Source organism: Luteibacter sp. P4_E6, assembly GCF_056401535.1.
Window position 1 is genome coordinate 1 of sequence record NZ_JBFUJE010000062.1, and the last position, 14,003, is coordinate 14,003.

Below are 14,003 nucleotides of genomic sequence, written 5' to 3' on the forward strand. Positions count from 1 at the left end.
GGTCTGGGGCACCTGCCGCTGCGACGCGTGGTTGGAGCGGATACCTTTACGCCGCTCGCGGGTGCCGCCTTCCTGGTCCTGCCCGGCGACGACGATATCGTCGCCGCCGCCGCGGAACTGGCGCCTATCGCAACTTGACCTCGTTACGGCGGACCAGGGCGGGCCCCGAAGGCCCCGAGCAGACCACCTGGTTACGTCCGCTCAACTTGGCCGCGTACATCGCCGTGTCCGCCCGTTCGGTCAGCGACTGCACCGTGTCCGCCGGCGAGCGCATCGCCACGCCGATCGATACTGTCAGCAGGTCGTCGGCCTGTGCCTGTCCCGTATGGACGTCCAGACGATGCACGCGCCGGCACAGGCGCGTGGCGATCTGAACTGCATTCTCCTTTTCCACGCCCTGAAGCAAGGCGACGAATTCCTCGCCACCGAAGCGCCCGAGGAGGTCGGTGGGCCGTAGCTCGTCGCGCAGTGCGGCGGCCACCGCGACAAGCGCGCGGTCGCCTGTCGCGTGTCCATAGCAGTCATTGAGCGACTTGAAGTGGTCGAGGTCGAGGAAGAGCAGGGCGATGGGACGCGACATGCCCTGCTCGAGCACCTGCAAGGCCGCATCGGTCCACGCGCGACGGTTGAGCACGCCGGTGAGAGGGTCACTATCGGCGAGCTGGCGCGCCCGGTCGCGATCGTGCCGAATGGTGAGCGCCCGGTCGGACAAGCCGATGGAGAGAACCACGGCTTCGAACGCACCGACCGCGATGGCCGCGTCCGGCAACCAGGGCGCGCCGGCGAGCATGCCCTGTTGTTGGGCGCCGCATAGCGCGGTGAGGATCAGGAGTGGGGTCCAGCCGATCAGGAAGAACCAGGCATGGCGTGATCCGCGCAGCGCGGCGGTGGCGCCGGTGACCAGCAACACCAGCGYGCCCAGCAACAGTAGCGGCTGCAGCAGGAGTTGGGAGGTGTCGACCAAGACGCCGATGCCCGTGGCACGTAGCACCGTCAATACCGGCATGCCGATGGCAAAGGCGAGCACGGGAATGCGCATCAAGGGCACGTAGTCGTCGACCTTGGCGAAGCGCAGCATGAACAGCGCGGCGAAGGAGACCGAGAGGGCCGTTGCCGCTGCGCCCAGGGTATCGGCGAGCCCGGCCAGCGACTGGATCTCCAGGGGATGGAACACATACCCGGACTTCAGGCCCTGGATCAGCGCATAGCAGAGCAGGTAGGCCACGTACCAGCCGAAGGTCATGTCGCGAAGGATGAGCGCGAAACACAGTGCCATCAGCGCCATGGTCATCATGACGGCGAAGCAGGCCGTGGCGAAGACCACCCAGCCACCGTCCTCACGCAGGTAGTCGCGCCAGGGCTCGACGGTCATGGTCACTGCGCCCGGTGGCATCGTCGTCGGTTCGAACCGGAGCAGCAGGGGACGCGATGCGGGAGTCGAAGCGGGTATCTCGAAGATCAGCCGCCCGTGGCCATGCAAAGCCGGGCCGAAGTCCTCGAGCGAGGTGCCGGCGACCCGGCCGTGTTCGTCGTACAGCGTGACCGTGCCCAGGCCGGGCGTGCGGATACTCAGCACGCGGTTGCCGCTGGTCCAGGGAGGCAGCGTGCGCAGGATGACCCAGGTGCCGGAGGGCGAGTTCGGGAAGACCTGCATGCGCGACGGATCGAAGGCGGCCAGTGGGCGATTCTCCGCTTCGCGGAGTACCTCGGCGGGAACATCGTCCGGCCGGGCCTCACGCCAGTTGCCGGCGAGGGTGTCGGCGGAGGCCGTACCGGCCAGCAGCAGGCAAAAGAACAGGCTCGCCTTGAGAAGGCGATGTACGAGCGCGCGCTGTCTCCTGGCCGAAAAACCCATGCCGAGTCCCAAGAAAACGTGCAGCACATCGTTGCGGACGCGCGGCATGGATCCGGATGCGTTTCGATGGAAACCCCGTCTCCCCCTTTCCCGCCGCACGTTCGCCACGCCGCGGGTGCGCGAAGTGTGTCGCCTGGGCCGTTTGGGTAAGGTGAAGACGCCGGCGGGTCAGGCCGGCGTGGGCGCCACCACACCGCCGAATCGCTCGAGCAACTGCATCTGGGCGTCCCGGACCGGCTGGCCGGCGCCTGGCTGCGTCAGGACGTAGGTGCCGTCGGGCTGTTGGAGCCAGGCCGAGTGGTTGTCGGTGAGGTAGGCGTCCAGCTCCCGCCGGACGCGCTGCTTCAGCTTCTTGCCTTCGATGGGGAAGCAGGTTTCCACGCGGCGCTCGAGATTGCGCTCCATCAGGTCGGCGCTGGCCAGGAAGAGGTCCGGCTCGCCGTCGTTGTGGAACCAGTAGACGCGGCTGTGCTCCAGGAATCGACCGACCACGGAGCGAACGCGGATGTTCTGCGACACGCCCGGAATGCCCGAGCGCAGGCAGCACATGCCCCGTACGATCAGCTCTACCTTCACCCCGGCCTGGCTGGCCCGGTACAGGGCACGGATCACCTTGGCGTCGGTGATCGCGTTGATCTTGCAGACGATCTCGGCCTTCTTTCCCGCGGCCGCATTCGCCGCTTCCCGGGCGATGAGGTCGAGCAGGCCCTTTTTCAGGGTGAACGGTGCATACAGCATGCGCTTCATCTTCAGCGCCTTGCCCATGCCGGTCAGTAATCGAAACAGACGGTGTACGTCGTCACACAGTGCTTCGTCGGAAGTGAGCAGGCTGTAGTCGGTGTAGAGGCGCGCGTTACCGGAGTGATAGTTGCCCGTACCCAGATGGGCGTAGCTGACCAGCTTGCCGTTCTCACGACGCTGCACGAGCATCAGCTTTGCATGCGTCTTCACGCCGACCACGCCGTAGGTGATCACGGCGCCGGCTTGCTGAAGGCGTGACGCGAGGCTGAGGTTGGACTCCTCGTCGAAGCGCGCACGCAGCTCGACCACGGCGGTGACTTCCTTGCCGGAACGCGCGGCTTCGACCAAGGCATCGACGATTTCCGAGTTCGCGCCGCTGCGATAGAGGGTCTGCTTGATCGTCAGGACCTGGGGATCCTTCGCCGCCTGGCGCAGGAAGTCGACCACGGGCGAGAACGATTCGAACGGGTGGTAGAGCAGGACGTCCTGCTTGCCGATGACCGTGAACATGTCCTCGGCTTCGGCCAGCACCTTGGGCAGGGCAGGCACGAAGGTCGGGAACTGYAGGCGCGCGTACTGCGGCTGCAGGGTCATCTCGAACAGGCGCGCCAGGTTCACCGGGCCGTTCACTTCATAGAGTGCCGCCGGTTCCAGCGCGTACTGCTTCATCAGGTAGTCGACGAGCGGCTTGGGGCAGTTGTCCGCGACTTCCAGTCGAACAGCGTCGCCATACCGGCGCGAGAACAGCTCGCCGCGCAGGGTGCGCGCCAGGTCCTCGACGTCTTCGGGATCGATGGTCAGGTCGGCGTTCCGGGTCAGCCGGAACTGGTATGAACCGAGCACGCGCATGCCGGGGAACAGGTCGTCCGCATGTGCATGGATGATCGATGAGAGAAGGACATAGTTATCGCCGCCTTCGCAGATGTCGTCCGGCATGCGGATGAGGCGCGGCAGGATACGCGGCGCCGGGACGATCGCAAGGCCGGAATCACGACCGAAGGCATCGGTGCCTTCGAGTTTCACGATGAAGTTCAGGCTCTTGTTGACCAGGCGCGGGAACGGGTGCGTCGGGTCGAGGCCGATCGGGGTGATCAACGGCGCCACTTCGTGACGGAAATAGCGGCGGATCCACAGCTTCTGCTTGTGCGACCACTGGTTGCGTCGGACGATCCGGATGCCTTCGTCGGCCAGGGCGGGAAGGATCTTTTCGTTGAGGATGGCGTATTGCCGTTCGATCTGCCGGTGGGCGATCTCGGCGATTTCGGCAAGCGCACGGCGCGGCGGAATGCCATCGGCGCCGATCATTTCATGGTCGAAGGCGATCTGCTGCTTCAGGCCGGCAACGCGGATCTCGAAGAACTCGTCCATGTTGGACGAGAAAATCAGCAGGAACTTGAGTCGTTCGATCAGCGGCTTGGATTCGTCCAGTGCCTGGTCGAGCACCCGGATGTTGAACTGCAACTGCGACAACTCGCGGTGGATGTAGAGGCTGCTGTCGTTGAGATCGATGGCAGGCAGCTCCGGCGGCGGCGCGTGGGGCGGCTTCGCGGCGGGCGCTTTGGGCAGGGCAGTCGACTCGTTGGGGGGCGTCATCGTATCCAGGGTGTCGTCCTCATCGCGGATCGCGACGCCTCATGGTACGCCGCCGGGTGAGCATATGACCGCGGTTTGACACGACCGTGACATCGCCGCCCGACCGCCCGAGCAGGCGTTCAGACCACCAGCGGTTCGGGCTCGAGGGTCACGCCGAACTTCGCCTCGACACCAGCAATCACTTTCTGCGCGAAGGCCCACAGCTCCGGGCCGGTGGCCTTGCCGTGGTTGACCAGGACCAGCGCATGGCGATTCGAAATACCGGCATCGCCCTCGCGTTCGCCCTTGAAACCCGCTGCCTCGATGAGCCAGCCGGCGGAGATCTTGGCGGTGCCGCCGTCATGCGGCCACACGGGCAGTCCCGGATGGGCGAGCGCAAGCGCATCGGCTTTGTTCGTGCCGATGATGGGATTCTTGAAGAAACTACCGGCGTTACCGATCACGGCCGGGTCGGGCAGCTTACGCGAGCGAAGGCGTACGACGGCCTCGGCAACATGGTAAGGCGTAGCGCGTTCCACGCCCATCTTCGCTACTTCGTCGCGGATGCCGACATAGTCGAGCGACAGGGGACGCTCGCGCGGCAAGGCGAAGGTCACGGCCACGACGATCCAGCGACCGGCCTGCTGCTTGAACGTGGAATCGCGGTAAGAGAAGGCGCATGCCGCCTTGTCCAGCACCACGAATTCGCCCTTGTGCGTATCCCAGGCCTCCACGGTGTCGATGAATTCAGCCACCTCGACACCGTATGCGCCTATGTTCTGGATGGGCGAAGCGCCTACCGTACCCGGGATGAGGATCAGGTTCTCGAGCCCGGCGTAGCCCTGGCCAAGCGACCAGCGCACGAAGTCGTCCCAGCGCTCGCCGGCGGCGACACGGATCAGCACGCGATCGTCGCGCTGAAAGGTCTCGACGCCGCTCGTCGCCATGGCCAGCACGGTGCCGTCGAAGTCGCCTCCGATGAGCATGTTGCTGCCTTCGCCAAGCACCAGGACCTTGCCGCCCCGTATGGCGGGATAGGCGAGGATTTCCGGAAGCTTCGTCGGGTCGCGTACTTCGGCCAACAGCTTCGCCCGCGCATTCACGCGCAAGGTGTTGCGGCCGCCGAGGGGCGCATCGCTGGTCAGCGTGAAGCCGCCCATGTCGATCGGCGCGTTGTTGATCATGCGATCACTCCGCGGCGACGAATTTCGGTGACGGCCTCGGCAATCAGCTTCGGACCGCGGTAGACCAGCCCCGAATAGACCTGCACCAGCGAGGCGCCGGCCTCGATCTTTTCCGCCGCCGTGTCGCCATCGAGAATGCCGCCGACACCGACGATCGGCAGTTTGCCGCCGAGCCGCGTCGCCATGCCGCGTAGCACGGTTGTCGACTTCTCGAACAAGGGCCGGCCCGAAAGCCCTCCGGTTTCGTGTGCGTTCGGATCACCTGCCACCGTGTCGCGGTCGATCGTCGTGTTGGTGCAGATCACGCCGTCGATGCCGGAGGCGAGCAGTACGTCGGCGATGGCGTCGAGCTCGGTCTCCGTGAGGTCGGGCGCGATTTTCAGCAGCATCGGCTTGCGCTTGCCATGCTGGCTGGCCAGGCGTTCCTGTGCATCGCGCAGTGTGCCGATGAATCGGCGCAGGGTCTCTTCTTCCTGCAGGTCACGCAGGCCCTGCGTGTTCGGCGAGGAGATGTTCACCGTGATGTACGTGGCCAACGGATACGCGCGTTCGAGGCAGAACAGGTAGTCGTCGATGGCACGCTCGTTGGGCGTGTCCTTGTTCTTGCCGATGTTGATGCCGAGCACGCCGCGAAATGTAGCCTTTTCCACGTTCCGTACGAGGGCATCGATGCCACCGTTGTTGAAGCCGAGGCGATTGATGACCGCCTCGTGGTTTGGCAGGCGGAACATGCGCGGTTTGTCGTTRCCCGGCTGCGGCCGCGGCGTCACCGTACCGATTTCGACGAAGCCGAACCCGAGCGCGGCGAGGCCGTCGAGGTGTTCGCCATTCTTGTCGAGCCCTGCGGCGAGGCCGACCGGATTCGGGAAATCGATACCGAGCACGCGCACCGGCAAGGGCGCCGGTGGCGTCGCGATAAACCGGGACAAGCCGCTCCGCTGGGCCACGTCGGACGCGTACAGCGTAAGGCCATGCGCGGTCTCGGYGTCAAGGGCGAACAGGAGGGGGCGGAGCAACTCGTACATGGCGTGATCGTCAGGGCGTGGGGTGGCCCGCGAACACGCGGGTGTCGTAATCGTAAGCAACCGTGCCTTCGTCCTGTGTCGCGTTGAACAGCGAGCGCAGTGCGAACAGCAGCGGTTCGTGATTGGGGTGGCCGGCCTTGGGCATATAGGAGGACGACATGGTCCGGCCGAGCAGGCCATCGTAGTCGAGCTTCTGTTCGTGCGGGAACGATGCCATGCCGCGATAGCCATGACCGTACCAGCGTGCCATCGCCTCGTCGTCCGCGTAGCGCTCGGCGACGCTGACGTAGTCGATGCCGTATTCGTGGAGCAGTCGCTCGTAGCCTTCGAGGAATGGCGTGCCCTTCAGGCGACGTGTGTTCCAGAACACCACGGCGAGGCCACGCGGGCTGAGCACGCGGGCGAATTCGCGTTTCACCTTGTCCAGGTCGAACCAGTGAAACGCCTGGGCGACCGTGACAAGGTCCACGCTGCCATCGTCGAGGCCGGTGGCTTCGGCTGTGCCGTCCACGGCGTGAAAACGGCCTTCGCCGCCCAGCCACTGCACCGCTGCCGCGCGCATGGCGGCGTTGGGTTCGACAGCGGTCACGCGGTGACCGCTGTCGAGGAACAGCTTGCTGGAAATGCCTGTCCCGGCACCGATGTCGGCAACGGTCCAGCCTGGGGTCACCCCCAAACCGTGTAACCAGCCGATCAGCGCTTGCGGGTAATCCGGCCGGTAGCGGACATAGTCCTCGACGCGGTCGGAGAAACGATCCGTGGAGCGCAAATCGGTCATGGCTTCACCCGTTCGTCAGAAATCGAACTTGATGCCCTGGGCCAGCGGCAGCGCGTCCGAATAGTTGATGGTGTTGGTCTGGCGACGCATGTACACCTTCCAGGCATCCGAGCCCGACTCGCGACCGCCGCCGGTTTCCTTCTCRCCACCGAACGCGCCGCCAATTTCCGCGCCCGAGGTGCCGATGTTCACGTTGGCGATGCCGCAATCCGAACCGGCTGCCGACAGATACTGCTCGGCGGCCTTGAGATCCTGCGTGAAGATGGCCGAGGACAAACCCTGCGGCACGGCGTTCTGCTGGGTGATGGCGTCGTCCAGCGTGTCGAACGGCATCACGTAGAGGATCGGGGCGAAGGTTTCGGTCTGGACCACGGTGTCGGTGTTCTTCAGGCCGGTGACGATCGTCGGCAGCACGAAGTTGCCCTTGCGGTCAGTCAACGCCTTGCCGCCCGTGCGCACGGTGCCGCCGGCGGCCTTGGCCTGCTCGATGGCTGCCAGGAAAGCCGTCACGGCTTCCGGGCTGTTCAACGGGCCCATCAGCGTCGTCGACAGGGTGGGATCGCCGATCTTCTGTTCCACCTGGCCATAGGCCTTGACCAACGTATCGACCACGGCGTCATGGATGGAGGAGTGCACGAGCACGCGGCGCGTGCTGGTGCAGCGCTGGCCGGCCGTACCGACGGCGCCGAAGACGATCGCCGGGATGGCCAGCTTCAGGTCGGCCGACTTGTCCAGGATGATGGCGTTGTTGCCGCCCAGCTCAAGCAGGCTGCGACCCATGCGGCGCGAGACGCGCTCGCCGACCATGCGGCCGACCTTGGTCGAGCCGGTGAAGCTGATCAGCGGGATGCGCTTGTCGTCCACGAAGGTCTGGGCCAGCTCGGTGCCGGCATCGTTGAAGAGGAAGAAGAGATCCGGGAAACCGGCATCCTTCAGGGCTTCGTTGCAGATCTTCATGGTGGCGATGGCCGAGAGCGGCGTCTTCGGCGACGGCTTCCACAGGCAGATATCACCGCAGATGGTCGCCAGGAAGGCGTTCCAGGCCCACACGGCCACCGGGAAGTTGAATGCGCTGACGATGCCGACCAGACCGACCGGGTGCCACTGCTCGTACATGCGGTGGCCCGGGCGCTCCGAGTGCATGGTGTAGCCGTAGAGCATGCGGCTTTGGCCCACGGCGAAATCGGCGATGTCGATCATCTCCTGCACTTCGCCGTCGCCTTCCGGCTTGATCTTGCCCATTTCCAGGGCGACCAGTGAACCGAGGGCGTCCTTGTGCTTGCGCAGGGCCTCACCGCACAGGCGGACGGCTTCGCCGCGGCGCGGCGCGGGCGTGGTGCGCCACACCGCATAGGCTTCCTGCGCGCGCTGCACGATCGTCTCGTAATCGGCCGCGCTGGTGGCCTGCACCGTCGCGATCACCTCGCCCRTGGCCGGATTGACCGGGGACAGGGTGCCGGCGCCCGTGGTGGAAGCCCATTCGCCGCGGCCGAGGTACGTACCGGATTCGGTGGTGCTCAGGCCGAGCGCTGCGAGGATCTTGGCGGACATGAAGGTCTCCATGGAAGACGGGTAAAACCGGGATTCTAGCAAACGCACCCTTCACACCCCGTTGTGCGACGCGGGACGGATGTCTGCGAGGCGTCTTTTTCGGGGGAAGTTACGAAGACCGTGCGGTCACCGTCGCAAGTCCATGCTGGATTTGTGTTTCTTTCCAAGGCTGCCCGTGCCCATGTCCCGGATCTATGAGATTCCCTATCAACCCGATGACGGCCCCTCCTGGCCCCTGAGGGTGGAGGGTGAGGTGGTATCCCGGTTTGACAGCCGTTTCGAGGCCCTGCGCTCGGCCGTGAACCGGGCCGCCGCCGAAGGCGGCGATGTCAGTATCGGTATCGAAGGTGCCGACGGTGTCTGGCGGCCGTTCGGCAGCGACGCCAAACGCCCCGCGCGGGTGCCGCCGATGCCGGGGCGGCGATTGAGTGTTGTCCGCTAGCCTGCCGAGCGTCGGACTTCACCACGATTTATGATGCGTCGGCCTCCCCAACCGGCCCTATCGATGCTCCCTGACATCACCGAGACCCGAGGCGCCTGCCACTGCGGCGCCGTTCGCTTCACCGTGAAGCTGTCCGATGGCCTGCGCACTGCGCGGCGCTGCAACTGCTCGTATTGCCGCATGCGTGGGGCTGTCGCCGTTTCGGCAGAACTCGACGGCATCACGATCGAGCAGGGTGAAGACGCGCTGACCACCTACCAGTTCAACACAGGCACGGCGAAGCACTATTTCTGCTCGGTGTGTGGCATTTACACGTTTCACCAGCGGCGCTCGAACAACGCGCAGTACGGCGTGAATGTCGCCTGCCTCGAGGGGCTCAGCCCGTTCGACTTCGACGAAGTGCCCGTGCTGGACGGTACGAATCATCCGGCGGATACCGGGCGCAAGACTGGGGAACCGGTGGGCGTTTTGCGTTATGTGCCGTTGGACTCCTGATCGTCGCCTGCGTCGCGCGCTGGCCTGGCTCGCGCCAGCAAAGCCTGGACCAGGGTCGGCGGAACGGCACCCTCGGGAAGCGATTTCAGGTAGTCACATTCGATGTGCTGCATCGGCAAGCCGGCGCGGGGAGGTGTGGCCAGAAGACGCTTCATCGCATGGCTCATGACATCGAACCGGCATGCACGTCGTGCAATTCGGCACAGATGATTCAACGCGTAGATAGTCAGTTCTCCGTCTGACTCGGTCAGCAGCACGGCACGTTGCGCCAGTTTCACCGCAGTCTCGGGCGCCGCGACGTCGTAAGTGAAGAAGTTGCTCGCGTGCAACAGCGTCACGACCGAGTTTGGAAACAGCTCGAGCGACTGGTCGACCGTGGCACGGGCTTCGTCTTTCCTGTCGAGCAGGCTTTGCATCGAGGCGAATTCGCTCATGAGGTGGCCCCTGTCTCCCGGCGAGAGATCGCCGGAGAGATACCCGGTATACAGGGAGACCAGACGGCGATAGGCCTCATCGGGATCCTCCCTGCGCAGCGCAAGCACCTCGCGGGTCTGCTTCCAGACATCCATGACATCGATGTTCACGTCCCGACTCCTGTTCCCCGTCCCACGCGGAATCGTAAGCCTCGCACTCGGCGGTGTCTGTAGGAATGGCCTTACAGCGCGGCGGGCAGACGCGTCTCGCTTCCGTTCGCTATCCCCCCTCGGGTATCCTGACGAATGTTGGCCCCGTAGCTCAGCTGGATAGAGCGTCCCCCTCCTAAGGGRAAGGTCGCCCGTTCGAATCGGGCCGGGGTCACCACTCCAGGTTTTTTGTGCAAGGCGGTCGCCAGCGGCTCGGGGTACCCTCCAAGGGTCATCCACCCGACGGAGCCCCGCCCATGACCCGCACTTTCGACGCTATCATCGTGGGGGCCGGACAGGCCGGCCCGGCGCTCGCCGGGCGATTGACCGGCCTGGGGAAGACGGTCGCCATTATCGAGCGGCATCTGGTGGGCGGCACCTGCGTCAATACCGGCTGCAAACCCACCAAGACCCTTGTGGCCAGCGCGTGCGCCGCCCGCTTCGCGCAGCGCGGGGCCGAGTACGGTATTGGCGTTGGCCCCATCAGCATCGACATGCCGGTCGTCGCGGCGCGGGCCCAGAAGGTCATCCTGGATTCGCGCAAGGGCAACGAGGACTGGCTGGCGTCGATGCCGGGGCTCACGCTCATTCGCGGGCACGCGCGGTTTACCGGACCGCGCCAGATCGAGGTGAATGGGGAGGCGCTCGAAGCGCCCCAGGTGTTCCTCAATGTGGGCGGCCGCGCCAACATCCCGGACTTTCCGGGCGTCGACGAGGTCGACTATCTGACCAATAGCACGATCATTCCGCTGCAGACCGTGCCCGAGCATCTCGTGGTGGTGGGAGGTAGCTACATCGGTCTCGAATTCGCGCAGATGTTCCGGCGCTTCGGTGCCGAGGTGACCGTGGTGGAGAAGAACGCCAGGCTGGTCAGCCACGAAGACGAAGACGTCTCCGCCGAGATTCGTGCATTTCTGGAAGCGGAGGGTATCGCCGTGCGAACGGATGCCTGCTGCATCACCTTGGGCAAGCACGAGCGCGGCGTGAAGGTCGGCGTGGATTGCAACGAGGGCGCGCCCGAAGTCGTCGGAACGCATGTGTTGCTCGCGGTCGGTCGTCGCCCGAATACGGATGACCTCGGCCTGGACAAGGCGGGGGTCGAGATGGACGAGAGGGGTTACATCAAGGTCGACGATCATCTCAAGACTACCGCCGAAGGCGTCTGGGCGATGGGCGATTGCAATGGCAAGGGTGCGTTCACGCACACGGCCTGGAATGACTACGAAATCGTGGCCGCGAACCTGCTCGACGGCGAGGAACGCAAGGTCAGCGATCRCATTCTTGGTTACGCGCTTTATGTGGATCCGCCGCTGGGTCGCGTCGGTATGACTGAAGCACAGGCCCGTAAGTCGGGTCGCTCCCTGCTGGTATCGAAGCGTCCGATGACGCGGGTCGGGCGTGCCGTCGAGAAGGCCGAGACCTGGGGCTTCATGAAGATAGTGGCCGATGCGCAGACGAAGAAGATTCTCGGCGCGGCTATCCTGGGCACGGGTGGTGACGAAGCGATCCACGGCATTCTCGACATGATGAATGCGGACGCCTCGATCGATACATTGAAGTGGGCGGTACCGATTCATCCCACCGTATCGGAGCTGATTCCGACTCTCGTCGGCGATCTCGCGCCCGCCAACTGACAGCTCTTTGTAGGAGCCGCTTCAGCGGCGATGGGTGCTCGCGACAATCTGGCCCGCTGCGCGGGATCGCCGATGAATCGGCTCCTACAACAGCGCGTTTCGCAGCGGGCTAGGCCAGGTCGGCGCCGGGGATCGGCTTGTGGAAGTCCTCGGCAACGAGATTCTGCGTCAGGCGGAACACGCCTTCGGCGACGCGGCGGGAAAGAACCACATCGACGATCGTCGTTTCGTGCGGCCCGAGTGCGTCGAGCAGATCGTCGGCGTGTGCGGTGTTGGCCACCACGTGGCGGATCAGGCCCGTCACGTCGATCGGCTCGATGCGCACGCCATAGGGACGGTGCGGCTGCAGCGGATCACGCAGCGTTTTTTGCGGATCGCGCGGATCCAGGATCGCCGCTTCACCGGCGAGCACCGCACGATTAAGGAACATCGCCACCGTCGCATGGCTACGCGAATTGGCCTGCCGGTCCAGCATGAAACCTTGCGGCAGGTGGTCGGTCGATGCGTCGGGACCGGCGGTCAGCTGGAACTGCGCCGTGACCAACGGTTCGCCGCGATCGTCCACGAGGCGAAAGATCATCAGGCTGCGCGGATCGTGGATGTGTACGCGCGGCGAGAACAGGGCAGGCTCGAATTCCACGCGGTTAGCATCGCGCTGAGCGTTCTCGCTGGCGAATGCCTGGCAAAGCGCCGTGTAGGCCGCTGCTGAATCCACGGCAAGACACCGCAGGACGGCGTCGATGGTAAGCGGCGAGGGAGGCTCTGAGCCCATGATGCCCTGCGTGCTCCCCGAGTGCGAAAGCCCCGCGAGCAATTTGAAGGCTGTGCGCGGCGCGCGTGTCAGCGTCATCGACAGCGTGGCCGACGCCCCCGGTTGTGCGAGCACGCAATGCGTGGCATTGAGATTGGCGGCGGCCAGGCGGACGACACCATCCGAACCATCTTCGCCGGTATACGAATTGACCACATCGTAGAGGCGGCGATCGGGCCGGTCGCCGATCAGCGAGAAAAGGTAGGTGCCGCTGAGCGCCGTGTCCTTGCCATGGATGGCGTCGAGATTCTGCGCGATGGACTCGGGGCTACCCAGCTCGAGCCAGTTGAGGATGCGTTGGCCCGGCTCTACGCCGTCGAACCAGGCCTTCAGACGGCCCACGACACTCTTGCCCAACGTCGCCAGCGCGGAGCCGAAGTGCGCAGGCGCGAGCATGACCACTCGCTCCAGATGGATCGGTGCGTATAACGTCGGGTGTTCCCGCTGGGCCCGAAGCCAGGCCATGACGACAGGGCCGCCGGTCGAGTGGGTGATGCAGTCGAAGCGCGCATCCGGGAGGGCGAGTCCGCGTAGGGCATGATCGAACGCGCGGACGATATCGTCCATGCCCACGGCGTCGTCGAAGGTGACGTACTCGGAGAGGTGAATGTCGAGCACCCGAAGAGTCGAGCCCGCTTGTGCGGCGCGATCGCGCAGCGCCTCGGGCAGGCTGCCGTAGGTCGACGTGTTGGTGACGCTCCAGCCGTGCACGAAGACCAGGGTGGACATACGACGTTACCTTGCGCGTGAGTCGGCCGAGCATACGCCGGGCCGGAAGGGCGGGACGTGTCACATGTCGCGAATCACCATCAGCCGGATCTCGCTCAGGTCGTCGATGGCGTACTTCACGCCCTCGCGGCCGACGCCCGACGATTTGACGCCCCCGTACGGCATGTTGTCCACGCGGAAACTGGGCACGTCGTTGACGATGACGCCACCCTGTTCGAGCTCATCCCACGCGCGCATGGCGTGACGCAGGTCGTTGGTGAAGACGCCGGCCTGGAGGCCGAAGTCCGAATCGTTCACGGTGGCGATGGCCTCGTCGAAGCTACCCACGCGCTGGAGCAGGGCGACCGGACCGAAGGCTTCCATGCGCTGCAGTTTCGCGTCATGCGGTACGTTCTCAAGCACGGTGGCCTCGAGCATCGCGCCCTTGCGGCCGCCACCGCACAGGATTTTCGCGCCGGCTTTCTTCGCCTCGCGTATCCAGGATTCCAGGCGTTCGGCAGCGGCTTCGTCGATCATCGGGCCGAGAAAAGTGTCCTTCTTCTTCGGGTCGCCGGCCTTGAGTG

12 protein-coding genes and 1 tRNA gene are annotated in these 14,003 nt (G+C 65.0%); 4 read left to right on the forward strand and 9 right to left on the reverse strand.

Going from position 1 to position 14,003, the window contains the following annotated elements:
- Window positions 1–124: 124 nt before the first annotated feature.
- From AC1DT2_RS06400 to amaB, 6 genes are all read right to left on the reverse strand, one after another.
- Window positions 125–1,903 carry a sensor domain-containing diguanylate cyclase gene (locus tag AC1DT2_RS06400; protein WP_477295237.1) on the reverse strand — a complete coding sequence of 593 codons (1,779 nt, stop codon included), beginning with the start codon at window positions 1,901–1,903 and terminating at the stop codon, window positions 125–127.
- A gap of 120 nt (window positions 1,904–2,023) precedes the next feature.
- Window positions 2,024–4,189, reverse strand: coding sequence for a polyphosphate kinase 1 (gene ppk1, locus AC1DT2_RS06405; protein WP_213948502.1), 2,166 nt, complete (start codon window positions 4,187–4,189; stop codon window positions 2,024–2,026).
- A gap of 119 nt (window positions 4,190–4,308) precedes the next feature.
- The gene (gene murB, locus AC1DT2_RS06410) at window positions 4,309–5,328 is read right to left on the reverse strand and encodes a UDP-N-acetylmuramate dehydrogenase (protein WP_477295255.1); all 1,020 of its coding nucleotides are present in this window, start codon (window positions 5,326–5,328) and stop codon (window positions 4,309–4,311) included.
- 20 nt (window positions 5,329–5,348) lie between these two features.
- On the reverse strand, window positions 5,349–6,377 hold the full coding sequence (locus tag AC1DT2_RS06415) for a quinone-dependent dihydroorotate dehydrogenase (protein ID WP_477295240.1): 1,029 nt from the start codon (window positions 6,375–6,377) through the stop codon (window positions 5,349–5,351).
- Between the two features lie 10 nt (window positions 6,378–6,387).
- The gene (locus tag AC1DT2_RS06420) at window positions 6,388–7,155 is read right to left on the reverse strand and encodes a class I SAM-dependent methyltransferase (RefSeq protein WP_063573507.1); all 768 of its coding nucleotides are present in this window, start codon (window positions 7,153–7,155) and stop codon (window positions 6,388–6,390) included.
- Window positions 7,156–7,170: 15 nt separating this feature from the next.
- Window positions 7,171–8,706, reverse strand: coding sequence for an L-piperidine-6-carboxylate dehydrogenase (gene amaB / locus AC1DT2_RS06425; RefSeq protein ID WP_477295242.1), 1,536 nt, complete (start codon window positions 8,704–8,706; stop codon window positions 7,171–7,173).
- Between the two features lie 181 nt (window positions 8,707–8,887).
- Between amaB and AC1DT2_RS06430 the strand changes: the two genes are divergently transcribed.
- Together AC1DT2_RS06430 and AC1DT2_RS06435 are read left to right on the forward strand one after the other, a co-directional pair.
- Entirely contained in the window at window positions 8,888–9,148 is a 261-nt protein-coding gene (locus AC1DT2_RS06430; protein WP_213948499.1) for a DUF2188 domain-containing protein, read from the forward strand.
- A gap of 63 nt (window positions 9,149–9,211) precedes the next feature.
- Window positions 9,212–9,643, forward strand: a complete 432-nt coding sequence (locus tag AC1DT2_RS06435; RefSeq protein ID WP_477295245.1) for a GFA family protein — start codon at window positions 9,212–9,214, stop codon at window positions 9,641–9,643.
- On the opposite strand, the gene AC1DT2_RS06440 is transcribed toward AC1DT2_RS06435, so the two are convergent.
- A complete protein-coding gene (locus tag AC1DT2_RS06440) occupies window positions 9,622–10,227 on the reverse strand; it encodes a hypothetical protein (RefSeq protein WP_477295247.1) in 606 nt (201 codons plus the stop codon). The two genes, AC1DT2_RS06435 and AC1DT2_RS06440, sit on opposite strands and share 22 nt — an antisense overlap.
- Before the next feature lie 140 nt (window positions 10,228–10,367).
- Here AC1DT2_RS06440 and AC1DT2_RS06445 point away from each other — a divergent pair.
- Window positions 10,368–10,444, forward strand: a tRNA-Arg gene (locus AC1DT2_RS06445).
- A gap of 79 nt (window positions 10,445–10,523) precedes the next feature.
- On the forward strand, window positions 10,524–11,900 hold the full coding sequence (locus AC1DT2_RS06450; protein WP_477295249.1) for an FAD-containing oxidoreductase: 1,377 nt from the start codon (window positions 10,524–10,526) through the stop codon (window positions 11,898–11,900).
- 109 nt (window positions 11,901–12,009) lie between these two features.
- Here AC1DT2_RS06450 and AC1DT2_RS06455 read toward each other — a convergent pair whose 3' ends face one another.
- Both AC1DT2_RS06455 and AC1DT2_RS06460 read right to left on the reverse strand, forming a co-directional pair.
- Window positions 12,010–13,440, reverse strand: coding sequence for an esterase/lipase family protein (locus AC1DT2_RS06455; protein WP_477295251.1), 1,431 nt, complete (start codon window positions 13,438–13,440; stop codon window positions 12,010–12,012).
- A gap of 60 nt (window positions 13,441–13,500) precedes the next feature.
- The coding region (locus AC1DT2_RS06460) for an aldehyde dehydrogenase family protein (RefSeq protein WP_477295253.1) at window positions 13,501–14,003 on the reverse strand (503 nt) is incomplete at its 5' end.

Bases quoted from the DNA above. Each gene is read 5' to 3' on its own strand.
- murB (WP_477295255.1), bottom strand. From the start codon at position 5,328: ATGGGCGGCTTCACGCTGACCAGCGATGCGCCCCTCGGCGGCCGCAAC.
- AC1DT2_RS06455 (WP_477295251.1), bottom strand. From the start codon at position 13,440: ATGTCCACCCTGGTCTTCGTGCACGGCTGGAGCGTCACCAACACGTCG.
- AC1DT2_RS06435 (WP_477295245.1), top strand. From the start codon at position 9,212: ATGCTCCCTGACATCACCGAGACCCGAGGCGCCTGCCACTGCGGCGCC.
- AC1DT2_RS06430 (WP_213948499.1), top strand. From the start codon at position 8,888: ATGTCCCGGATCTATGAGATTCCCTATCAACCCGATGACGGCCCCTCC.
- AC1DT2_RS06420 (WP_063573507.1), bottom strand. From the start codon at position 7,155: ATGACCGATTTGCGCTCCACGGATCGTTTCTCCGACCGCGTCGAGGAC.